Origin of the sequence: Sphingomonas faeni (genome assembly GCF_040407565.1) — a bacterium.
Lineage (GTDB): Bacteria > Pseudomonadota > Alphaproteobacteria > Sphingomonadales > Sphingomonadaceae > Sphingomonas > Sphingomonas faeni_F.
Genome location: NZ_JAPZPR010000007.1, coordinates 307,183 through 330,160, shown reverse-complemented (window position 1 = coordinate 330,160; position 22,978 = coordinate 307,183). Strand labels below are relative to the sequence as shown.

12 protein-coding genes and 1 pseudogene are annotated in these 22,978 nt (G+C 62.8%); 5 read left to right on the top strand and 8 right to left on the bottom strand.

All coding sequences use genetic code 11. The annotated features are described in order from the left end of the window. The first annotated feature begins 32 nt into the window (after nucleotides 1-32). Both O6Y00_RS16310 and rhaT read left to right on the top strand, forming a co-directional pair. Complete coding sequence (locus tag O6Y00_RS16310) at nucleotides 33-950, top strand: amidohydrolase family protein (protein ID WP_353443648.1); 918 nt, start codon at nucleotides 33-35, stop codon at nucleotides 948-950. Continuing rightward, complete coding sequence (gene rhaT / locus O6Y00_RS16305; RefSeq protein WP_353443647.1) at nucleotides 943-2,001, top strand: L-rhamnose/proton symporter RhaT; 1,059 nt, start codon at nucleotides 943-945, stop codon at nucleotides 1,999-2,001. The genes O6Y00_RS16310 and rhaT overlap by 8 nt, the downstream gene beginning before the upstream one ends. Nucleotides 2,002-2,016: 15 nt before the next feature. Here the strand turns inward: rhaT and O6Y00_RS16300 are convergent, their stop codons facing one another. The 7 genes and pseudogenes from O6Y00_RS16300 to O6Y00_RS16265 form a co-directional block, all read right to left on the bottom strand. Continuing rightward, nucleotides 2,017-5,511 carry a glycosyl hydrolase gene (locus O6Y00_RS16300; RefSeq protein WP_353443646.1) on the bottom strand — a complete coding sequence of 1,165 codons (3,495 nt, stop codon included), beginning with the start codon at nucleotides 5,509-5,511 and terminating at the stop codon, nucleotides 2,017-2,019. A gap of 1,460 nt (nucleotides 5,512-6,971) precedes the next feature. Beyond that, nucleotides 6,972-7,742 (bottom strand): annotated as a pseudogene (locus O6Y00_RS16290) (IS5 family transposase). Nucleotides 7,743-7,845: 103 nt separating this feature from the next. After that, nucleotides 7,846-8,004, bottom strand: coding sequence for a hypothetical protein (locus tag O6Y00_RS16285; RefSeq protein ID WP_353443645.1), 159 nt, complete (start codon nucleotides 8,002-8,004; stop codon nucleotides 7,846-7,848). A gap of 338 nt (nucleotides 8,005-8,342) precedes the next feature. Then, complete coding sequence (locus O6Y00_RS16280; protein WP_353443644.1) at nucleotides 8,343-9,521, bottom strand: PQQ-dependent sugar dehydrogenase; 1,179 nt, start codon at nucleotides 9,519-9,521, stop codon at nucleotides 8,343-8,345. 269 nt (nucleotides 9,522-9,790) lie between these two features. Next, nucleotides 9,791-12,619 carry a TonB-dependent receptor gene (locus O6Y00_RS16275; RefSeq protein ID WP_353443643.1) on the bottom strand — a complete coding sequence of 943 codons (2,829 nt, stop codon included), beginning with the start codon at nucleotides 12,617-12,619 and terminating at the stop codon, nucleotides 9,791-9,793. A gap of 250 nt (nucleotides 12,620-12,869) precedes the next feature. Then, a complete protein-coding gene (locus O6Y00_RS16270; RefSeq protein WP_353443642.1) occupies nucleotides 12,870-14,099 on the bottom strand; it encodes a glycoside hydrolase family 27 protein in 1,230 nt (409 codons plus the stop codon). 21 nt (nucleotides 14,100-14,120) lie between these two features. After that, complete coding sequence (locus tag O6Y00_RS16265) at nucleotides 14,121-17,276, bottom strand: glycoside hydrolase family 2 protein (RefSeq protein ID WP_353443640.1); 3,156 nt, start codon at nucleotides 17,274-17,276, stop codon at nucleotides 14,121-14,123. A 181-nt stretch (nucleotides 17,277-17,457) separates the two neighbouring features. On the opposite strand from O6Y00_RS16265, the gene O6Y00_RS16260 reads away from it, so the two are divergent. Next, nucleotides 17,458-18,486, top strand: a complete 1,029-nt coding sequence (locus O6Y00_RS16260) for a LacI family DNA-binding transcriptional regulator (RefSeq protein ID WP_353443638.1) — start codon at nucleotides 17,458-17,460, stop codon at nucleotides 18,484-18,486. Here O6Y00_RS16260 and uxaC read toward each other — a convergent pair. Then, the gene (gene uxaC / locus O6Y00_RS16255; protein ID WP_353443637.1) at nucleotides 18,483-19,934 is read right to left on the bottom strand and encodes a glucuronate isomerase; all 1,452 of its coding nucleotides are present in this window, start codon (nucleotides 19,932-19,934) and stop codon (nucleotides 18,483-18,485) included. The two genes, O6Y00_RS16260 and uxaC, sit on opposite strands and share 4 nt — an antisense overlap. A gap of 69 nt (nucleotides 19,935-20,003) precedes the next feature. Here uxaC and O6Y00_RS16250 point away from each other — a divergent pair, with 69 nt between their 5' ends. After that, on the top strand, nucleotides 20,004-21,545 hold the full coding sequence (locus O6Y00_RS16250; protein WP_353443635.1) for a UxaA family hydrolase: 1,542 nt from the start codon (nucleotides 20,004-20,006) through the stop codon (nucleotides 21,543-21,545). After that, on the top strand, nucleotides 21,542-22,969 hold the full coding sequence (locus tag O6Y00_RS16245) for a mannitol dehydrogenase family protein (protein ID WP_353443633.1): 1,428 nt from the start codon (nucleotides 21,542-21,544) through the stop codon (nucleotides 22,967-22,969). Before O6Y00_RS16250 ends, O6Y00_RS16245 begins: the two co-directional genes overlap by 4 nt. Nucleotides 22,970-22,978 lie beyond the last annotated feature (9 nt).

The window sequence follows — 22,978 nt, the reverse complement described above, 5'->3', positions numbered from 1 at the left end:
CGGCATACCGGGCGCTCCGGAGAGGAGATCCCATGCATAACATTCCCTTCGTAGACGCGCATGTTCATTTCTGGGACTTGGCGCGCCATCGCTATCCCTGGTTGACGCAACCGTTTTCGGCAGACGGCCCTGGTGGCTCGGTCGAACGGATCGCAAAGACTTATTTGCCCGCTAACTATCGCGGCGACGCCGCTCGGTGGCACGTCGCGGGCACCGTTCATGTCGAGGCTGGAGCCGATCCGATCGACGCCGTGGCCGAGACCGAGTGGCTGCAAAGGCTGGCTGACGGCCCCGACGGGATCGTAGCCTTCGCCGCGCTGGACGATCCGGATATCGGGTCGATCCTGGCTGCACACACTGGTCATCGCCATGTCCGGGGCATCCGCCATATCCTCAACTGGCACGAGAGCCCTAAGCTCACCTACACTCCCCGTGACGTAACCGTCGATCCTGCATGGCAACGCGGTTTCGCGCTATTGTCCCGGTTCGACCTTTCGTTCGATCTGCAGGCATATCCAAACCAGTTCGCCGCACTTGCGTCGACAATCGCTCGCCATCCCGACGTTTCAGTGATCGTCAATCACCTGGGCATGCCTGTCCCGGACGATCCCGATGGCCGCGCGATCTGGTCGGCGGGCTTACGCCGGCTGGCAGAGATGCCCAACGTGGCGATCAAGATATCGGGCTTCGGGTTCGTGCAGCGGCCATGGACGGCCAGCGTCGCCCGCCCTTGGATCCTAGAGGCCATCGACATTTTCGGTACCGACCGAGCGTGTGTCGCGAGTGACTTTCCAACGGATGGGCTGTTTGGAACCTTCGACGATACGCTTGGCGCTTATGCCACCATCATCGCCCCGTTCTCTGAGAGCGAACGACGCGCCCTCTGGGGCGGCAACGCCAATCGTATTTACCGGCTCGGTCTAGAACTCAAGGATCGCGACAATGAGTAATCCTCTGATCGGCGTCGCCTATCATTGGTTGGGGGGGCTCGCCTCCGCCAGCTTCTACGTCCCCTATCGCGGCGTTCGTCGTTGGTCCTGGGAGATCTTCTGGCTAACCGGCGGAATCTTTTCCTGGGCGATCGCTCCTTGGTTCTTCGCGTCGGTGCAGACCAACGATTTAATCGGGGTCATGTTGGCGACCCCGTACGAGACGATCGGTTGGTGCGTTGTCTTTGGCATGCTGTGGGGGCTGGGCGGGCTAACCTATGGACTGACGATGCGGTATCTCGGGCTATCGCTGGGGATGGCAGTGGTGCTGGGGCTGTGTACAGTATTCGGGACGCTGATTCCGCCCCTCTTCGCGGGTGATTTCGCCGCCAAGCTCCTTAACACTGCGAGCGGCAATATCGTTTTGCTCGGGCTGATCGTGACGTTAGCGGGGATCGTCATCGTTGCGGTGGCGGGCGCGAAGAAAGATGCGGCCTTGTCGCCCGCGCAAAAGGCCGCGTCGATCACCGAGTTCAATTTTCGCAAGGGCATCGCTGTGGCGATTTTCTCCGGCATCATGTCGGCCTGCTTTGCCTTCGGACTGGCGGCAGGCGAGCCGGTCAAGGTGCTATCGGCCGCGGCGGGCACCGGGTCGCTGTGGACCGGGTTGCCGGTGCTGTGCTTGGTGATGCTCGGCGGGCTGATGACCAACGCGATCTGGTGCGCCGTTTTGATCGTACGCAACCGATCCGCGGGGCAGTGGCTCGGCCGGGTAGAGAAAGAAGCCCGACCACCGCTGCTTGCCAATTTCGCTTTGTGCGCGGTGGCGGGTACGGCTTGGTATTTCCAGTTCTTCTTCTACACGATGGGTGAGAGCCAGATGGGACAGTTTGGCTTTTCGTCCTGGACGCTGCACATGGCGTCGATCATCATCTTCGGCACGCTGTGGGGCTTTGCCTTTAGCGAATGGCGCGACGCGACGAGGCGCATCCGCGCCATGGTGTGGGGCGGGATCGGTCTGTTGGTACTGGCCACGGGGATCATCGGCTACGGCAACAGCGTCGCCGCGTGATGCGCCGCCGCCGGATCAGGCGAGCGGCGTGACCCCGGTGACGATCCGCACAGGGCCGATCAACCCTGACGGAACCAGCGGCTCGCCCTTGCGGTAAAGCCGCCAGGTCGAAAAGGCGATACGCCCGGTCGGGCTGGGCTTACCGTCAATCACCCACTGCGGCCAGGTCTTGAGGGAGCCGATGTTACGGGAGTTGACGCCCGGCCCCGCTTCCCACCGCTCCGCGTCCGACGGCAGTTCTTCGTCGCCGATCAGTCGGTTAATCCACAAGGTCGCAACCTCAATCTCAAGCTGGTTGTCGCCGCTGCGTACCGCGTCGGTGACGTCGATCGCGTAGGGCGCTCGCCACAGGATACCGAGATCGTGCCCGTTCAATAGCACCCGGGCCGCGACCGCGACGCGGCCGAGATCGAGCCACAGTCGCTGCCCTGCCATCACGGGTTTCACCGCAAAGCTAGTCCGATAATTGGCGATGCCGGCGAAATGGGCGATACCGGGATCGCGATCTTCGTGCAGCGACCGCAGCATCGCCATCGTTGTCCGCGCCGGGGCACCTGTTTTGGACGGAAAGCTGACTACCCAAGGTCCCTGCACCGATTGCGGCGTAGCAGGTGCAGCGATCGCTCGGGCCGTAGTCCCGTTCGATCGCCGAACGACATAGCGGCCGGCGGCGGGCGGCGCTGGCGAGGGCGCGAGCAGCGGCGCGAGTGATGCCTGCCCGACGCCGTCGCGGAACAGCGTTGCCCCGTCGCACTCGACCGCGTCGATCCGCTCGCCCTCGCCTGGTTGAACGATCACGAACAACGATCCTTCGGCAGCGAGCGGCACGCTGAGCCGGGTCCGTCCGTCCACGCCGGGTGTGGCATAGGGCCAAGCCGTGATCCTGCCGCTTTCGGCATCCCAAAGCGCACAGCGCCCGGCCGCTCGCAGCGTCAAATTGGCGAGTACCGGCTGCGGCGCTTCGCTGGCGACGAAATACACGTCGCGATCCCCGTCGCGGCGATGCACCCAGTTGAGCGGCACGTCGCTCTCGAAATCGGGCGCGATGCCCAGCCGTGCCAGCGCATCCTGCGCGGGCATGCCGCGGAATACCCTGCCCTTGCCGTAGCCGCGGTCCAGCGTGCTGCCATCGCCCCACATGTCGAGCGCCAGCGCGGCGAGTTTCCGGTCCGCTTTTTCACGCTGGGTCAGGCCTGGGGTCGCGCGCGGCGGCTCACCAAGTACCGCCGCGCCGCCGCGCACCAGCGCCGCGATGATGCGCAGCGTCGCGAAGGTCATCGTTCCCAAATGGTCCAGAACGATCAGTTTATACGCGGCACCGGAAGGAAACCGGACCACACCGTCCTCGACTTTCGCCTGCGCGAACATGTCCGGTCCGCAATGATCGTAGTCGAATCCTTCGACGGGCTTGTCTTCGACTCGCAGCAGCGGTTCCTCGGACGGCAGGCGTAGGATATCGGCGACGCTGCGCCCTTTTCGCAACAGATGCTGGCAGCGCGCGAGGTAGACGTGCCAAGGCCGGCTCATAGTCCACCAGGTCTGGGTGCGTTCATAGTGTAGCCCCCACGGTCCCATCTGCAGCCCCGGCGCGATGCCTGGGAAGCGCTGCGCCGAATAACGGTGGAAGACGAAGCGGTTGATGCCCTTGGCGAGGTTGCGATCGCCGATCACCTTCAGTGTGCCGGGATGATCCTGCCAGCGTTCGGTATCGATTGAGGTGAACGCCTCCGCCGCGACGATCGCGCGGCCGTTCAAATGCGCCGCTGATGCCATTGCCTTGCAGGTGTTGCCAAAGCCGTTGAAGCCCTCGCCGGTGTGCTTCCAGAACTCTGCCATCGGCTCGTCGGCGAAGTCGCTTGCATCCATGTCATTGCTGATCGAGGTATAGCTCTCGGCGGAAAGTGCCAGGCCCATACTGTTCGACAGCCGCTTCATCGGCGCCCAGTAATTCTCGACGCTGAGTTCCGAGACGGTGCGGCGTAAATCCCACATGAAGCGTTCAGTGGTGTGTAGATCGCCGAGCACACGCCGCCCGGTGACGATCGGCAGCCACGCGACCGGGTCATAGCCGCGCCGCCGACGAAACTCCTCGCGAAACTTCGGCGTCCAGTTCTGGCCGCCACCTTCCCAGCTGTCGATATGCGTGCCGCGTACGGTGCCACGCCCGGCGGGACCGACCGCCTTCATTAGCGGCCGTACCATGGCGTCGAAATGCAGCTCGGTCGCCGCCAAGCTGAGCTTGTCGGATTCGAGTCCCGCCTTATCCTCACTGACAGGGCCGATTATCCGACCCTTGCCGCCATGACCGATCCGGAATACCGTCCAGTCGCCCGCCGGTGCGTCCCATGTCAGACTTCCGTCCTTCGCCTTTGCGGTCAGATCGATTACGTCAGTCAAAGGTATCGCGCGCGCGCCATAGGGCAAAGTAGCGTCAAGCGGAGCGCTGCCCGCACCGGTATAGCCGTTCCATTCGTACCAAGTCAGCAGCTTCATCCCCGTTGCATCGGCGACCCGCGTGCGCGCGTGGAGATCGATGGCGTGAAGTTCCGCCGACGCATTCGCACCGAGCAAGAAGGTAAGGCGATACGTCCGAGCTATAATCGGCGCGAAGGCGATTGCCTGACGCGCGTTTTCCGAAGCGAACGGGAAGGTGCCGAGATCATGCCACGCGCCTTCCACCTCGACCGCAATCGTGACGCGCAGCGCACCTTTCACATCAGCCATCGTCACGCCCGCCGCGGTCGCGCGGTAGGGTGCGGAGAATCGGATCGTCATCGTCATGCCGTCCGCTAGGACCAGCGGCTTTTCCGATGTTGGCAACGGGACGGTATTGCCGCCGACGTGTACCTGCGGCGTGGCGTCGGCCATCGTTGCCCGTTCGCTGGCCGGCTCGCGCACCGCGATCACCGCGATGTCGCGATAGTCTGCGCCGGGATGGCCAAAGCGCTTGGTGAAGGGATCATTGGCGTACCATGGCGACGCAGGAGCATCGTCCGACGGCACGGGCGGGCGCGGCAGCGCGACCACTACTTGACGCCCGCCGATCACCGGGGTCTCGCTCTGCACTAGGATCTGCATCGATAATTCGGGGGTGATCCACGGCCCGCCGCTGCCGTAATAGCCCGCACCCTGGTTAAAGATGATCTGCATCCCCAGCCGTCGCGCTGTCTGCACCGCCGCACGGAACGCTGCCTGCCAACTGTCGTCCATGTAGCGCGCCGGCCCCGGCGGCGTGCCTTGGAGCACGTCGAGTACATAGGCGCCGGCGATGCCGACGTCATGCATCGCTTGAAGATCGATCGCGACGCTTTCGGGAGTGACATTGCCGTCAAGCCACATCCAATATACCCAAGGCCCCGCCGATAGCGGCGGCGAACGGAACGCATCCTCGAGCGTCGGCTCGGCCAGGGGCAAAGCCGCTGTTGCGCCCGCGGCCTGGATCCCCGCGACTAGCGCAGTTGTGGCGAGCATCTGCCGCCGGGAGAGATCGGGTCCACCTCGGTTGCTCATCGCCCTTGATCCTTATGCCGCGATCGATCGAATAAACGGATTGCCACGCACCGCGATGGCTGGCCGCAGGTGCGGCGCGCAGGGAAACGACGGGGATATTTAATCATTTCGTACGCGTCGCACCCGTCAAGAATATATTGTTGTGGGCCGGGCCGCCCACGTTCATGTCGACTGGCGCGAGGCCCCGATTGAAGTAGCCAGCGGTGACGAATTAGCACTCGTAAACTGCACAGGGTATGATGAGCTAATCCAAACTGGCACTTGCAAGCTCTGCGATCGATTGCGCCGGAACAGCGGTCTGCGGATCGGGCGTCCAAGTTCATACGGGCGCAGCCAAGCCGATCACTTCTTCAGTCGCTGGCAACGAGACGCGGCCGGTATTATTGGATATAGCCCGACACGGAAGAATTAACCTCATCATTGATCCTTCCCCCGTTACGAGATGCGCCGGCTGCGAGGCGACATTCGTTTCCGGCTAACTAGCAATCATCATACCATTATGCGGAACGCAATTCCATTCTTCATGGGTTATCAGGGGCCATGTCCAACGTCTAGGGTTTTGTGCTTGTTGATTTTGTAACCGCTTTGAAAGCGCAAATTTCACTGGAATGTAACGTTATTGCGATGCTGGCTTTTCAAAATGACAAAGCGGCGGTCTCCGACCGACTTCACCTGGGATGCCGACCAGCAAGTGCCGCTATACACCAGTGCTGCTTTCACCGATCCACGGACGCATGTAGGACCATGCGCAGTCGCTAGATGCAGGTTCAGCGACTGCTAAATAGCCCCGGGATTTCTACACGGCTTCGTCCTGATTTTAAGGACACGAGCCGACGATGGGAAAGCCCGTTACAGCGATGAGTTCAAGCATGGCGCAATGGTGCAGATCACGGATCGGGTTACCCTGTAACCAAGCTTTTGCGGCGCCGGCGGCAGCCCGCAATAGCTGTATGCATGCAAGAAGTAGTTTACGAACGTGGCGTCGGGCGATGCCAGAACGCTTTGATCCGCCATTTAAGACGTGAGTTGGCTCGCGTGACCGAGGAGCGAGACATCTTACAAAAAAGCTACCGCGTTCTTCGCCATAGATGCCAGGTGAGATACGCGTCTGTCGCCAGGCATCAGAACTTGTTTGGTGTCCGCGCAATTTGACGGTGCCTAGCGATCAAAAGTAAGGTCACCATCGCAGTCGCCTACCACCACACCGAATTCGAAGAGGTGGGTTAGCCACGGTTTAGAACACTTGGCGGGATATTGGAGCAGCTCCGCTCGGCGCCAGTCAGACTCTGCCTTTTGGCATCTGCCACGAACAATTCCAGCAACAGCTTCTATGCGGTTCCGTCAAAGATTTGTCAGGTAGAGCTTGGGCGCGGACGCGGTGGAGGTAAAGAATAGCTGTGCAATGCTTGCAGCGTGATCGTTACTTCTCCAACCTCCCGACTAGGGTCACGACTCATTGATCAGAGCCAGAAGATGACGGTGGCGGCGAGCGCGATAGCGGAAAAGAATTCGGTCGGGCATCGATCGTAGCGGGTAGCGACGCGGCGCCAGTCCTTCAGACGACCGAACATAATCTCGATACGGCTCCGGCTTCGGTAGCGGCGCTTGTCAGGATGATCCGGGATTTTCGCCCCGGGATGCAAGGCGTTATGCCCTTTGCCTGAAGGGCGTCCCTGTACCAGTCTGCGTCATAGCCGCGGTCGCCCAGCATCCACTGCGCCTTGGGTAGATCATCAAGCAGCGCGGCAGCGCCGCTGTAGTCGCTGACCTGGCCCGCGGTCATGAAGAAGCTGAGCGGTCTGCCTTCTGCATCGGTGACGGCATGCAGCGTCTTATTCATACCGCCTTTGGTGCGACCGATGAGGCGCCCAAGGCCGCCTTTTTAACCCGCAGGCTGGACGCCGTGCGGTGCGCCTTCAGATAGGTCGCGTCGATCATGATCGTCTTCGGCGTGGCGCTCGCGGCCGCCAGTCCTTCCATTATGCGGAGGAAGACATCCCTTTCGCCCCATCGCTTCCACCGGTTGTAGAGCGTCCCTTCGACAAGCTCAGGACATGCTTGAGTGGGCCATACTCCCGAGGGGCATCGCACCATCGTAGCCCGTTGCGGTTGACGAAAACGATGCCGCTCAACACTCGCCGGTCATCAACCCGTGTCTTGCCGTGGCTCTTGGGACAATACGGTTCGAGCCGCGCCATCTGCTCGTCGGTCAGCCAGTACAGATCGCTCATCCTCGGTCTCCTCACGGAGCCTGAAACAGATCGAGCCGCTCATATCAATGGGTCTTGACCCTAGGCTTATGCTGGACTCGCGAACCTGAGTTCCTAGTGCGAATCAGTCGGCTGCAGACAAGTATCTTTCGATCACGGCAATGCGTACCTCCTCAACTTTGGCGGCTAGTAACGTATCACATTTCTTATCTGCGAACACCAACATCGCATCGAGTTCGGTAACCATCGCTCGCGCCCAGGTTTGCTGCCCTTTCTCAGACATTCACTACTCCGTAATTTGCGTTATTATAGGCGTACAACGATGACGGCCTTTCGTCCGGCGATACCAAGACCAGGGTAATTACCGCAGTCTTGCCAATATAAAACCGCAGTTGACATCACGGCGGTACAGACGATCGACGACGTTCTTGATACCGCTGGCGACCTTCAAATCAAAAATCACGTAGTGATCGCAAACTTATTTAGCCAGCACACTCTCACGCAGAATGATGAACCGCATGAAGTAAGATTGACAATTAGTGATTTGTACTAACCGGTCCTGCCTTGCGCCGAAAGAAGTAAGGATAGGGCGGCTTTTTCTTAAGAGTTTATGCATCGTAATCAGCCGGCACGATTTGTCGTTAGGCGTACCAGTTTTCCATCGCCGTCATCTTCCAATAACCATAGGGCACCATCTGGGCCTGTCATCACTGATCGGATGCGGGCTCCCATGTCCCAACGTTCCGCTTCACGGGCGCTAATGCCGTCGAACGCGATCCGGATCAGCGACGTCACGGCGAGACCGCCCACGAACGCGGATCCACGCCACTGGGGGAACATGTTCCCTCGGTAGAATGCGAAGCCGGCTGGTGCGATCACCGGGTCCCAGTACATCACCGGCCTTGTGAGTCCGGGATGAGCCCCCGGCTTGGCGATCGGTGTACCATCATAGTTATGGCCATAGGTCGAGATCGGCCAGCCATAGTTCCTGCCCGCCTCGATCAGGTTCAGCTCATCACCGCCGCGAGGGCCCATCTCAGTTTCCCACAAACGCCCCGCGTCATCGAAGGCGAGCCCGTACGAATTACGGTGGCCCGTGCTCCATGTCTCTGCAGGCGTAAGGTTTGGAATGGGAACGCTTTCCTGCCGAACCGACGATCTGAGAAGCGCATCGCTGTCGTTGGCGGAGTCGATGACGTTCACGGTCGCCGTGCCGGTCTTTCCCGCTCCAGGGTTTCCCGGCGCGGGCTTGCCGTCCAGCGTCAACCGAAGAATCTTGCCGAGAGCCTGATTGGGATCCTGCGCGGGATCGAAGCGCTGTCGGTCGCCGGAGGTCAGGAACAGATGCTGGCCGTCGGGCGAGAATGCGATGTACCCACCAAATTGCCCGCCATCCCCGCGAGGAAGCTGCCGCCAGATAACGCGCAAATTTAATAACGCTGGTTTGCCGTTCTTGCTTCCAAGGGCAGCCATCGCCAAGGCCAGCCCATCACCGCCGGCGCCGGGCTCCGAATAGGTGAGATACACGCGTTGATCGCGTGTGAAGGTGGGCGAGGTCGCGACGAAAAGCAGGCCACCCTGCCCTTCGTAATGAACGGCCGGCACGCCACCAACTTCCTTCTTCGCTCCATCGGGTGTCACGATCCACAGATGACCGGGCTTCTCGGTCACGAGCATCCGGCGATCCGGCAGGAACGCCATAGCCCACGGCGTATCGAAGGTTGCGATCGTCTTGGTCAAGAAGGGCTTGACGGGGGTTGGCTTGGTAGCGCCGTAATTGATCGGCTTGGTGTTCGGCACCGCCGACTGAGACGCACGCTCTGATTGCCCACAACCACTCAGCACAGGCAGCAGGCAGTATATTAGCGGTGCAAATCGGCGCATCTCAGATCCCGACAAGATGGGTATGATAATCAAACGTTATCTAACTGTAGAACTTATCTATGTCGTCTGGATCGCTTGGCATAGAAACTTTTTCAGATTTACATGTTCGTCCCGGGCCCTGTTTAAAAAAAGGTGCCCGTGACGGCGGACCATCACGGGCATAGGCTCCAGGGGATGGAGGGCTTTTAACTCTTGATGCGTATAACCAGACCGAAGCGGCGGTCATAGATGTTGTTGAAGCGGGGCCTGATCTTTTCGCCGAAGTACGTCTGGTTCAAAGCATTGAGGATGTTCGATGCATCGAACGAAATGTCGAAATGATCATTGATGCTGTAACCGATCGACGCGTCCAGCTGGTCGAAGGGCTTGACGTAAATCGGTAAGGAGCCGGAGCCGGGTCCGGTGGTCGTCTCGACGTAATCGTCACGCCAGGTGTAGGCCGCACGCAGGCGGAACCCACCCTTTTCGTAGAAGCCGACCAGATTGTAGCTGTTCTTTGAAAGGCCCTGCAGGGGGACACTCTGACCTGCGATGGGGCTCGGTGCCTTGGAGTCCACGAACGTGTAGTTCGCTTGGATGCCGAATCCATCCAGAGGCGTTGGGAGGAAGTCCAGGAAAGTCTGCGTTCCCACCTCGAAGCCCTTGATTGTGCCGTTGTCGCCGTTCTGCGGTCGATTGATGTCGGCCTGAGTCACGGTCGGAAAGTCGGGAAGGCTGACCGTCTCACGCGTTACCGTGTTCTGGATGAAGCCGTTTACCTTTTTCAAAAACCCCGAAAGGTAGACGTACCCGCTGCGCGAATAGTAATATTCGAGGCTTGCATCATAAGACGTCGACCTCAGGGGCTTTAGGTCCGGATTGCCAGCATTGATCGAAAGGATCTGGTTCGCCGCCAACGACGAGATGTTCAGCGTGGGACTGAGGTTCGTGAACTGCGGACGCGTCAGCTGCTTTGCAGCCGCAAAGCGAAGAAATAATTCCGGCGTGATCTTGAACCGCAGGTTGGCGCTCGGCAGGAAGTTTTTGTAGCTGGCGTCCTGATCGATCGGCGACGTCGAACCGTTCGGCCGTTGAATGACGCCGACGGTGGACAAACTGGTCCGCAGATAGCGGGCTCCGATGTTCCCGTCGACCGGCACACCCAGCACGTCGAGATCCAGATTTATCTGACCGTAGACTGCGTAGGTGTCCTCCTTCTGAGAGTAGGTGTTCGCCGGCGCGTAGCTGACCGCACAAACCGTGTCACCGAACACTTGGCAGAGCAGCGCCTGATTGCGCTGAATGTCCGTCGGTACGGCATAGACGACGCCGATCGGATTGGGGACGTTGCCGGTACGGAAAAAGTCGCTCGAGTTGGCGATCGGTCCGAGCCCTTGCGGGAATATCGTGGCCGGGAACGTGATCGCTGGCGAACCCGAGGGCGCAACCGGGAAATGGTTGCGCGTCCCCTGCATGCGCTCGACGTCGCGCGTCGTATATCGACCGCCAACCGAGATTGACTTTACGAAGAAATCAGGAATCTCGTATTCGCCGTCCAGACGCCCGGCGAAACCATCGGTCGTCGCCTGCTCGCGCGACGCACTGGACTCTAAATAGCGGTACTTGCTGACATCTCCGAAATCGAAGCCCGATAGCGCGAGCGAGACCTGATCGCCCGACGTATCAAAGTCGAGCCTAGTGCCGGTGGTGTTCCCGTTGTTGCCGGCACGCGTTCCGCTGCTGTTGTCCACGCGTTGCGCCTTGGTATAGGCGATGTCCGTGCTGAGCTTAAAGAAGTCGGTGGCATTCCATGAGCCACCGCCGGCGATCTGCCATACGTAGGACTTGCGATCGAAGGTGTTGGCGCTCGAAGTGAACTCGACGTTGCGATAGGATCCAGACTTCACCACGTTGGTCCCATCTTGGAAGACGAACGTGGCGTCGTCAGCCGCCTGCAACGGCCCTCGGTTGGCATAGGCCAGATTCACGTCCTGAGTGTAGTCGTACTTGTTGTAGAAACCTTCGACAAAGAACGACAGACGGTCGCTCGCCTTCCATTGCAGCGCGCCGTTATAGACGATGCGAGTGCGATCCGTGATTTCCAACGTATCGCCGCCGCCGTTGGGGGAAAGTACGCGATCGCCGGGATCGAGCGGTCCCTGCCCTGGGGTGACGACGCCGTTGGCCGGCCCCGTCCGACCGACGAAGATGCCGTTTTTGTTGAAGTCGACGATGTTGTAGCGGTCGTTGAACGGCTCGGCACCCTGGTTGTCGAAGCGCCCCGCTGATCGAATATAGGCGGCTCCTAAAAGTATCCCAATCTCACCGATACCCGTCGAGAAGCGGTTGGAGATCAGTCCCGAGACCTGGGGCTTTCCTCGGCCAATGAAGTCGTAGTAGTTCATGCGGCCGCTTACGCTGGCCTGGAAACCCTTGAAGTCGAACGGACGACGCGTCTTCAGATTGACGACGCCACCGAGGCCGCCCTCGACCAGCGTGGACGACGGGTTCTTGTAGACGTCGATTCCGGCAAGCACTTCTGCCGGTATGTTTTCAAGGCTGAGGTCGCGGCTGTTGTCGCTGAAGGCTTCGCGCCCGTTCACCAGCGTCCTCACCTGCGTCAGGCCCCGGATCGCGATGCCGCTGCCTTCACCGTGGTTGCGCGTGATCTGCACGCCGGGCACCCGTTGAAGTGCTTCGGCCAGGTTGTTGTCGGGCAGCTTTCCGATGTCCTCGGCAACGATCGAATCGACGATCTCGCTGGCATTGCGCTTGGTGTTCTGGGCGTTCTGCAAGCTCTGCCGGAAGCCGGTAACGACGATGTCGCCCGTCTCATCGACGACTTGGGGGTTAGGCGCCGTCTGATCCAGACCGGCAGGTGCATTCGCGCTTGGCGTACTAGGCGTCGTCGTGGGCGCGGGGCCAACCGGCTTCGCTGGGGGCACGGCAGTCTGTGCATACGCAGCACCCGACATCGTCGCGACCACGAAACCAGTGCCGACGAGCAACCGCATCTTTCGCATCTGGGACTTCATCATTCTCTCCCTGTTCAGTGCCAGTGATCTGGCTTGTTCGAAGCTTGGCCGCCGTTGCGTCGTTGCTCCCTTCCCCGCGCAAATCGACAACTTGCTAAGGAAAGCCCTCGCAGATCCAAAATGCGCAGCATGACGATGCGATGTGATCAGCACTGGCCTTCAAGAACTTCCGACATACAAAGTCAAATGATTTGTGCCAGCGCTGGCACATTCAGTCATTTGCCGACCGGAATCGGCGTTCGGAGGGTAACTAGCGGGGCGCCAACCTGACCATCGTTACGCCGTGGGGCTGGACCACGGCCGAAAAGCCGCCCTTGACCGAAACCTGGGTCGTGCCGTTCCACAAGTCGTCGATCCGCATCGCCAAGCGTGCGGGATAGCCGATCTCCGGCCACGCGACTGAAATGCGGGCTGGCGCTTCGCTCCGGTTCACGAGCGCCACGGCCCGATCGCCGTTCGCAAGCGGACGCGCCCAGATTTCGCTTTCGCCGTCGTCCCTTACCCGCCGTCCTTGCGCACCCAGCGCGTCCTGATCGACTGCGATGACCGCCTTGTTGAGTAGAATTAACCGCGTACTGGCCGTCATCGCGGCAATGTCGTTCCCCGCGATCAACGGAGCGGCCATCATCGCCCACAGACTGAAATGGGTTCGATATTCAACATCGGTCATTCCGCCATTGCCGACTTCCAGCATGTCGGGATCGTTCCAATGGCCGGGGCCGGCATAGGGATAGAGCGGCTCGTTCTTGTCGACGATGTCCATCATGCCGAGCGAATAGGTCACCGGTCCCTTCCAGGCGTCGCGGATGTCTCCCGTCGTTCGCCACAGATTGCCGATCTTCCCGCCCCATTCCCATGGACGGTTGTTGCCCCATTCGCACATCGACAGGACGATGTTCCGGCCGGTCGATCGGAGCGCGTCCGCCATCAGCGCATACGCCTCCTCAGCGTTGCGGACGCCGGTGGAGCACCAGTCATATTTCAGATAGTCCACGCCCCACCGCGCATACGTGATCGCATCCTGATATTCGTGGCCCTGGCTGCCGGGACGACCGCCACACGTCTTGCGTCCGGCGTCGGAATAGATGCCGAACTTTAGCCCCTTTGAATGGACATAATCGGCGAGCGCCTTGATGCCCGACGGGAACTTGGCCGCGTCTGCCGTGATGACGCCGTCGGCGGTCCGCTCGCCGTGCCAGCAATCGTCGATGACGACATACTGATAGCCTGCCGCCTTCATGCCGCTGTTCACGATCGCGTCGGTGGCGTCGCGAATGGTCTGCTCGGTGATCTTGCAGCCATATCTGTTCCAGCTGTTCCAGCCCATCGGCGGCGTCATGGCGAGCCCGTTCGCGGTGCGGCCGGCCTCGCGCGACGGGCGCACGGTATTGGGATCGACGAGCTGGTCCTGCGCCGCGGCACCGCTCGCCGACGCGAGCAGAGACACGAGGGTAGCCGTATGCTTCAGGGTCTTGATCATGATTTCGTCCTACAAGTGCGGCTATTTGCGAGTGCGGTTCGCGGGGGCAAATGAGAATGTCAGTCGCCCCGAATAGCTGCCGCTCGCAACAGCAGGTTCGCCGCTTGGACCCGAGTCCTCGGGCGTAATGAACTTCGACCCCATCGCGGGAATGGCATTCAGGACGGAAATGTCGCCTGCGGGGAAATCCACCGTCGTGTTTGGAAAGTCGTCGCGCCGCATGCCGACGCGCAGAAACGCAGGCGTCGCACTGGACACCGCCCATTCGCCCCTTGGCGTGTCGAAGCGCACCCAGCGCAATCCCGAGAAATAGCCGGCACGATCGGGCGTCGGCAGCATTGGATCATTGCGTACGGCGATATCGTGCACGCCGAGCGTCGTCCCGCGCAAGCGGTTCTGCCAGACGGGCGTCGGTCCGTCGATCAACCCGCGTACGCGCGCCACGTCGGCGAGCGGATGGTCGAAGCCTACGCCATGATAGAGGAAGCGTCCCGCCAGCGTGTAGCGATAGTCGAGCGCGAGCGTGCCGTCCGCAGCAAGCGTCCAGCGCGCGCGGTCGAGACCGCCCGCCCCGTCCGCCTCGACCCAAGCCTGCGCCTGCCCTGTTGCAACATCGCGGCCGGTGCCCGACGTCAGCGCGAGCGACGGCGCGGCGGCGCGCGCAAAGCGCGAAGCCTCGTAGCCGAGCCTCACGGAAGCGACCGAAAACGGCTTGCCGCTCGATCCGTGCACATTGGTGATGCGGATCGCCGCGATGGGTCCTGGCGGCAAGGCGAAGCGATCGGGGTCGCGTGTCCCGCGCTCGCCCGCGTAGATCGTCCTCCACGTCACGCCATCCGCGGACGCCTCGAGCGTGAAGCCAGCCCAGGCGTCGCTGCGACCGTCGGGCAGTTTCACCTCGATGAGGTTCGTCATCGTCGGTCTTGCCGGGCGATAGAGCGTGCCGTCGCCGACAAGCGGCGTCCAGACCGGCTCGTCCTTCGTCTTTGGGCCGATCGCGACGAGCCGCGGACCATTGGCGAGCGCCAGCCGTTGCCCGCCACGGGAAATATCGCGAAGCAGCCCGGTCGTCGTATCGAACCTCGCGACGACATCGCCGGCGGACAGATCGATCGTGTCGCCGTTGCGGACCGCTTGCGGCATGCTCGCCGAGCGGCCCGCAGCCAGCTTGGGTGTCGGTGCTGCGCCGCCCTGGATCGGCCAGACCCACGTCCAGAGCTCGGAGGTTCCGTTTCGTGCGGTGATCGACAAGGCGTCGGCCTCACGCCAGTCGCTCGGCAAGGCCACCGGCAGCTCGCCCGTGGCGTGCGGCGGGATCGATGCCGTCGCCATGCCCTGATGCAGCACGCGCGGCGTGATCGCGGCATCGGCTGGTGTGGCGAAGCGGATCAGCTTCCACTGGAACTGCACCGCACTCAGCGGCGTGAAGTCATATCCGTTGGTGACGCTGAGCCGCCCGTCGAACGTGGCATCCAGCCTGGGCGCGGCGATCTGCACCGGCGACCAGATATCGCGAACGGTGTAATAGCTCGGTTCCTTCTCGTGCCGCGCACCGAGGATGCCGTCGGGCGCGTTGGTGCCGAAATTGTCGATCCGTCCCTTCTGGTCGGTGCGCGCAATGCCTTCGTCGGCGTACACCCAGATGAAGCCGCCCGCTCCCTTGGGCGATCCCGCGATCGCCCGCCAATAGTCGTCGAGCCCGGACCCGGCCCCGCCGTCGAACAGACCGTGCATGAATTCGGTCGGCATCAGCAGGTTGGGCGTGGCAAGCCGCCTGACGACGTCGGCGTATAGCGGGTAATGCTTCGTATCGACGCCGTCGTGCAGCTCCCACGGGTGCATGACCTTGCGCCCCTGCGGATCGTAAAGGGCGAAATCGCCGTCGAGTTCGCGGTTCCAACCACCTTCGTTGCCGTTGTCCCACAGGATGATGCTGGGATGGTTGACGTCGCGTTCGATCATCTCGCGTACCAACCGGCGCCCCACCTCGGTGTCGTGCGCGTGCTGCCAACCGCTGAGTTCGTCGATGACGTAGAGCCCGAGTTCGTCTGCGGCCTCCAGGAAGGATTCGTCGGGCGGGTAATGCGACATCCTGACCGCATTCATGTTCATCGACTGGATCATGCGGACGTCGTCGTAATTGTCCTTGCGCGTCAGAGTGCGCGCAGTGTCGGGGCGAAAACTGTGTCGGTTGACGCCCTTCAACAGGATGCGCTGACCGTTGAGATAGAGCCCCTGGCCGGGCCGCACCTCGAACGTGCGGAAGCCAAAGCGTTCCCGTGTACGATGAATGACTGCATCGCCTTGATACAGCGTCAGCGCGAGGCCGTAGAGGTTGGGCGTCTCGGCGGTCCACAGCTTGGGGCCGGCGACACGCGTCGCCAGGCGGACGCGGCCAGCGCCGCCGGGCGGGATCGGCGTACTGAAGGGCATGCCGACCGGACGCCCGCCGGAATCCAGCACCTGCGCTTCCACGCGGGTCACCTCGCGCGGGGCCGCGAGCGTCACGTCGACCGTGAGATCGCCGGTCGCGCGGCCATCGATCGCGCTGTGCTCGATCGCCTGCGCGGGCGTCGCCTCGAGCCAGACCGGACGGAAGATGCCGCCGAACACCCAGTAATCGGTGAAGCGTTCGGCCTTGTTGGTGTCCACGTTGGCGGACGCCTCGGCGACGTCTACCTCAACGACGTTGTCGCCACCGATCTTGACGAGCTTCGTGACGTCGAACGAGAACCGGTAGAAACCGCCCTGATGGACCGGCCCCGCCTGGACGCCGTTCACGGTGACGCGCGTATCGGTCATCACGCCGTCGAAGACCAGACGAACGCGGCGATCGGCCCAGTTCGCGGGCACGGTGAAATGCCGTCGGTAGAAGCCATGGTTCTTCCGCCTGCCGGGATTTTCGTCGCCGTACTGGTACGCACCGAAGCCGTGCTGCTGCCAGTTGGAGGGGACGGGGATCCTGGCCTTCTCGCCGGCGCGTCGGTCGCCATCGATGGTGAAGTCCCAGAAGACCGCATCGTCGGGGCCATGCCCGGACAGCATCAACCGATCCGTTTCGGTAGCCCCCTGCCGGACGGCGTCGGATTTCACCGCGGGTTGCGCCTGTGCCATCGTCGCAAGGGCGAAGATCGCCGCACCGGCCAGAATCGTTGCTCGAAACGGTCGTGCGATCATCGGGTCTCTCCTCTGAGCGTTCCGACGGCGTCGATCGGTCGCTGGTTTCGCCAAGTCTTTCACCAGCTGAATGATGACTGTCAATGATTTATGCCAGCGGTGGCATGGATGGTACGCACCGCGATCTTGTCTATAGTCGTGCGATCAGCAGCCATCCGGTCGACAGGGAGAGTTACGAGGCATGAGCGACTATCGATCGATTACGATCACCGATGTCGCACAGGCCGCCGGGGTGTCGATCCGCACGGTCTCGCGCGTCCTCAACAATTCTCCGAAAGTGGGCGCAGCCGCGCGCGAGAAAATCCAAGCGACGATCGAGGAGATGGGCTTCAGTCCCAGCAGCCGCGCGCGCGCGCTCGCCTCGGGGCGCTCGTCGCTGATCGGCGTCGTCCAGGACGATCCCAACGCACATGTCATCGGCGTCTTTCAGCGCGGGATCGTCGACGTGTGCGCTGCTCAAGGATACGAACTCGTCGTCCACCCGGCAAAATTCGGCGATCCGGACCTGACCCGCAATATCGAGGACTTCGCCCGCCGCTCCCGGATCGACGGGCTGATCGTCCTGCCACCGATCTCGGAAGCATCTTCGATCGCGCTTGCGCTCACGAAACGGGGAGTGCCCGCGATCGGCATCGCCTCGGTCCGTGTGCCGGGATATCCGGGTGCACTGGTCAGCGAGGAACGGATCGCCGCCGGCGTGCTGGCGGAGCATCTCATCGGACTGGGGCACACGCGCATCGCGATCGTGACCGGGCCGCTCGCCTTCCATTCCGCGAACGAGCGCGAACAGGGTTTTAGGGGCGCCCTGGAAGCACACGACATGTCCCTACCCAACCGCTATGTCCGCGAGGGCGATTACGGCTTCGCGAGCGGCTATGCCGCGGCGGGGGCGCTGCTCGATCAGGCGGACCCGCCGACCGCGATCTTCGCCTGCAACGACATCATGGCCGCCTCGGCCATCAAGGCGGCGCACGAGCGCGGCCTTGCGGTGCCTCGCGACCTGTCGATTGCGGGGTTCGACGACAGCGACATCGCATCGATGGTATCGCCTGCCCTCACGACCATCCGCCGCCCGCTGCTGGCGATGGCGCACGACGCGACCGAGCGGCTGATCGGGATGATCGCGGACCGCAGCATCACCCGTCTTCCGGACCACCGCATCGCGCTTTCGCTGATCGAGCGGCAATCGACCGGACCCGCACCCGCTTAAGCCGGCCGCTGGCGCGGCGACGGGACATCCTCGACGTCCAGCTTGTATGCCTTTCGCGCGAGGTTGTAGGCGAGGTCGACCGCAAGCTCGGCCGCTTCCCAGTCGGCGATCTGCCCTTCGGCGACGAGACCCGCCAGATAACCGCAGTCGATCCTTCGTGCGACGTCGTGCCGTGCCGGGATCGACAGAAACGCGCGCGTGTCGTCGTTGAAGCCCGCCGTGTTGTAGAAGCCCGCGGTCTCGGTCGTCATCGCTCGGAAGCGGCGCATCCCCTCCGGACTGTCATGGAACCACCAGGGCGGGCCCAGCGTCAGACAGGGATAGTGACCCGCCAGCGGCGCAAGCTCGCGCGCATAGCTGGTCTCATCGAGCGTGAAGAGGATGATCGACAGGCCGGGTTCGTTGCCGAACGCATCCAGCAGCGGACGCAGCGCGCCGACATAGTCGGTACGCGTCGGGATGTCCGCGCCCTTGTCGCGCCCGAACGCGCGATGCAGCGCGCGATTGTGATTGCGGCACGAACCGGGATGGATCTGCATCACCAGACCGTCGGCAAGGCTCATGCGGGCCATCTCGGTCAGCATCTGCGCGCGAAACATCTCCGCATCGGCAGCGGACGCGCTTCCAGTACCCATGACACGTTGAAAAAGCGCCTCGGCTTCCGCGGGTGACAGGTTCGCGGTAAGGGCGGTGGGGTGACCGTGATCGGTCGAGGTCGCGCCCATCGCGATGAAGTCCTGCCGTCGTTTCGCATGCGCGGCGAGATATCCCCGCCATGTCGCCACGTCTTCGCCGGTTAAGGCGGCGAACTTCGCCAGCGCGGGGCGGAACTGCTCATGCTCCGCGTCGATTACCGCGTCGGGACGATAGGCCGTGACGACGCGACCGTGCCAACCCGACGCGCGGATCGCCTTGTGATGCGCGAGATCGTCGTCCGCGCCCTCGGTCGTCGCGAGCAGTTCGATGCCGAACCGATCGTAGAGCGCGCGGGGACGAAACGCGGGGGTCGCGAGCAGTTCGCCGATCCGGTCGAAATACAGATCGGCAGTTTTCGCATCCAACCTGACGTCGAACCCGAACACCTCGGCGAAGACGTGATCGAGCCACAACCGCGACGGCGTGCCACGGAACAGATGCTGGTTCGATGCAAACACCGACCACGCCGCGCGTGGGTCTGCGGTACCAGGCCGGCCATGCGCGGGCACGCCCAGGGACTCCATCGATACGCCCTGGCTGTAGAGCATCCGGTACAGATAATGATCAGGTGCAACCAGCAGTTCGGTCGCATCGGTCCACGGCGCGTCGGTGGCGAACCACGCGGGATCGGTATGGCCGTGCGGGCTTACGATCGGCAGCGGCGCGGCCACCGCGTAGAGTTCGCGCGTGAGCGCGCGGGTGCGCGGATCGACAGGAAAAAGACGGTTGGGGTCGAGGCGGAGTGGGGTCATCGGGAGGTCTCGCATGAGGAGCGACATCGGGCTTGTGCCAGCGATGGCACAGATGCTAGGCGGGTTGCAATGACCATGGCAAAATCCGCAAACCTCCGACCTGATCCGGCTCTGCCCGACGCGGTCCGGGTCCATCCCGCCGATCAGGTCGCGATCGCGCTGCGGCCGTTCTCCGTGGGCGAGACCATTCTGGTCGACGCGCTGTCGGTGTACGTCGCCGAAGCGATCGGCGTGGGTCACAAGATCGCGCTGACCGCGATCGCCGCCGGCGAAGATGTCCGCCGCTATGGATGGACTATCGGGCGGGCCACCGTCGACATCATGGCGGGGTACCATGTCCACAGCCAGAATCTGGTCACCAAACTGTCGGGCGAGGAACCCTATCGCTATGCTCCCTCGGCACCGGATAGGCCCTTCCATTCAGCGCGCATCGCCGGCGCGCCGCAACGAACGTTTGAAGGCTATGTGCGGGCGGACGGCGCGGTTGGCACGCGCAACGAGATCTGGGTCTTGCCGACCGTCGGTTGCGTCGGACGAACCGCACAGCGCGCCGCGCAGCGCGCGGCGGTTCGCCACGCCGGCGTCGTCGACGGGGTATTCGCCTTTGCGCATCCGTTCGGCTGCTCTCAACTGGGCGACGATCTGGACGGCACCGCGCGGGTGATCGCATCGCTCGCCAGCCACCCCAATGCGGGCGGCGTGCTGCTGCTGGGCCTAGGCTGCGAGGAGAACCAGCTTGCGCCACTGCTGGCGCGCATCCCGGAGCACTATCATGATCGCATCCGCACCGTCGGCGCGCAGACGAGCCTCGACGAAATGAATGCCGCCGGCGAAGCGATCGACGCGCTCGTCGCGCGCGCACGCCTTGACCGGCGCACGACCGTGGGACTCGATGCGCTGCGCCTCGGTCTCAAATGCGGCGGGTCGGACGGTTTCAGCGGGCTGACCGCGAACCCGCTGATCGGCCGTGCCGCGGATGCCGTGACCGCATCAGGCGGCGCCGCGATCCTGACCGAGATCCCGGAGATGTTCGGGGCGGAACGGCTGTTGATGGCGCGCGCGGCGACCCGCGACGTATTCGAGGGGATCGTCACGGTCGTAAATGATTTCAAGCGGTACTTCCTCGATCACGGCGAGCCAATCTCGGAAAATCCGAGTCCCGGCAACGTCGAAGGCGGGATCACCACGCTGGAGGAGAAGTCGTTAGGGGCGGTGCAGAAGGGCGGCCGGGCGATCGTCACCGACGTACTGCGGTACGGGGACCGGGTGCGCCGTCCCGGACTGACCATTCTCGAGGCGCCGGGAAACGACGCCGTTTCGACCACCGCGCTCGCAGCCGCAGGTGCGACCCTCACCCTGTTCTCGACGGGACGCGGCACACCGCTCGGCAGCCCGGTGCCGACGATGAAACTTGCGACGAATCACGGCCTCGCGACTCGCAAGCCCGGCTGGATCGATTTCGATGCCGGCAGCGTGATCGATCAGGGCATCGAGGCGACCACCGAGGCGCTGCTCGACCGGATCTGCGCGATCGCGTCGGGCGAGCCTGCGCGCAACGAAACCAATGATGAGCGCGAGATTGCGCTTTGGAAACGCGGCGTGACGCTGTGAGCGAACGCCCCAGGCTATCGACCGCAACGCTACGTCGCGCATCGGCCAATGTCGCACTCCCGAGCTACGACCGCACGGACCTGGTCCCGGGCATCGTCCATTTCGGTCCCGGCGCGTTCCACCGTGCCCATCAGGCCGCCTATGTGGATGCGATCCTGGCGGACGATCCCCGTTGGGCGATCAGCGCGGTCGCGCTCAACTCCACCGACGTCGCCGACGCACTGACGCCGCAGGACGGGCTCTACACGCTGGCGCTGCTCGGCGAAGACACACGGTACCGAGTCATCGGTGCGATCTCCGAATTCCTGACACGCTGCGACGGCGATGCGATCGCGAACCGCCTCGCCGCCCCATCCACACGCCTGGTGACGGCGACGGTGACCGAGAAGGGATATTGTCTCACCGCGGAAGGCGGGCTGGACGTAGACCACCCGGCGATCCGCAACGATCTGTCAGGGGCTGGACCAACGAGCCTTATCGGACGGCTGGTAGACGGACTGTCGCGGCGACGTGCGGCGAACGCCGGGGGGCTGACGATCCTGTCGTGTGACAATTTGGCGGCAAACGGCGAGCGGCTGGCACGCGCGGTCGGTGACTTCGCGACGATCGCGGAGCCCGATCTGGCGCGTTGGATCGCCGATACGGTGCGCTTTCCCTCCTCGATGGTGGATTCGATCACGCCCGCGACCGACGACGCGCTGCGCACGCGCGTTGCCGCCGCGACCGGCCTCGACGATGCATGGCCGATTCAGCGCGAGACGTTCACCCAGTGGGTGATCGAAGACGACTTTCACGGTCAAGCGCCGCCCTTCGCCAGTGCAGGCGCGCAGATCGTCGCCTCGGTCGCGGCGTTCGAGGATGCGAAGCTGCGGCTGCTGAACGGCGCGCATTCCAGCTTGGCGTACATCGGTTTGCTGCTCGGGCACGAGACCGTCGCCGACGCGATGGCGGACGAGGATCTCGCCGGGTTCGTCGAACGGATCATGCGCGAGGATATTGCGCCGAGCCTGAACCCCACCGCCGGACTCGATGTTCCGCGCTACATCGACGCGATCCTCGCGCGGTTCCGCAATTCGGCCGTCCGGCATCTTCTGTCGCAGATCGCCTGGGACGGCTCGCAGAAGCTGCCGTTCCGCCTGATCGCGACGATCGCGGACGCACGCACCGCTGATCGGCCAGTCGACAGGCTGGCGATACCGATCGCAGCGTGGTGCCGCTTTCTCGCATTGCCGCGCCCGCCGGCTCCGCCTCTGGTGGATCCGCTATCCGCGACCCTTCGTCCGCTAGCGGACGACGTCAACGCGCTGATCCAACGCAGCGGCGTGTTTCCCGATAGGCTGGCCCGCGACGTGGTGTTTCGCGGCGCGGTCGCGCAAGCGCACGCGAAGATGGACGACGAACGCGCGGTGCGCGCGATATTATAGGACGAAGCG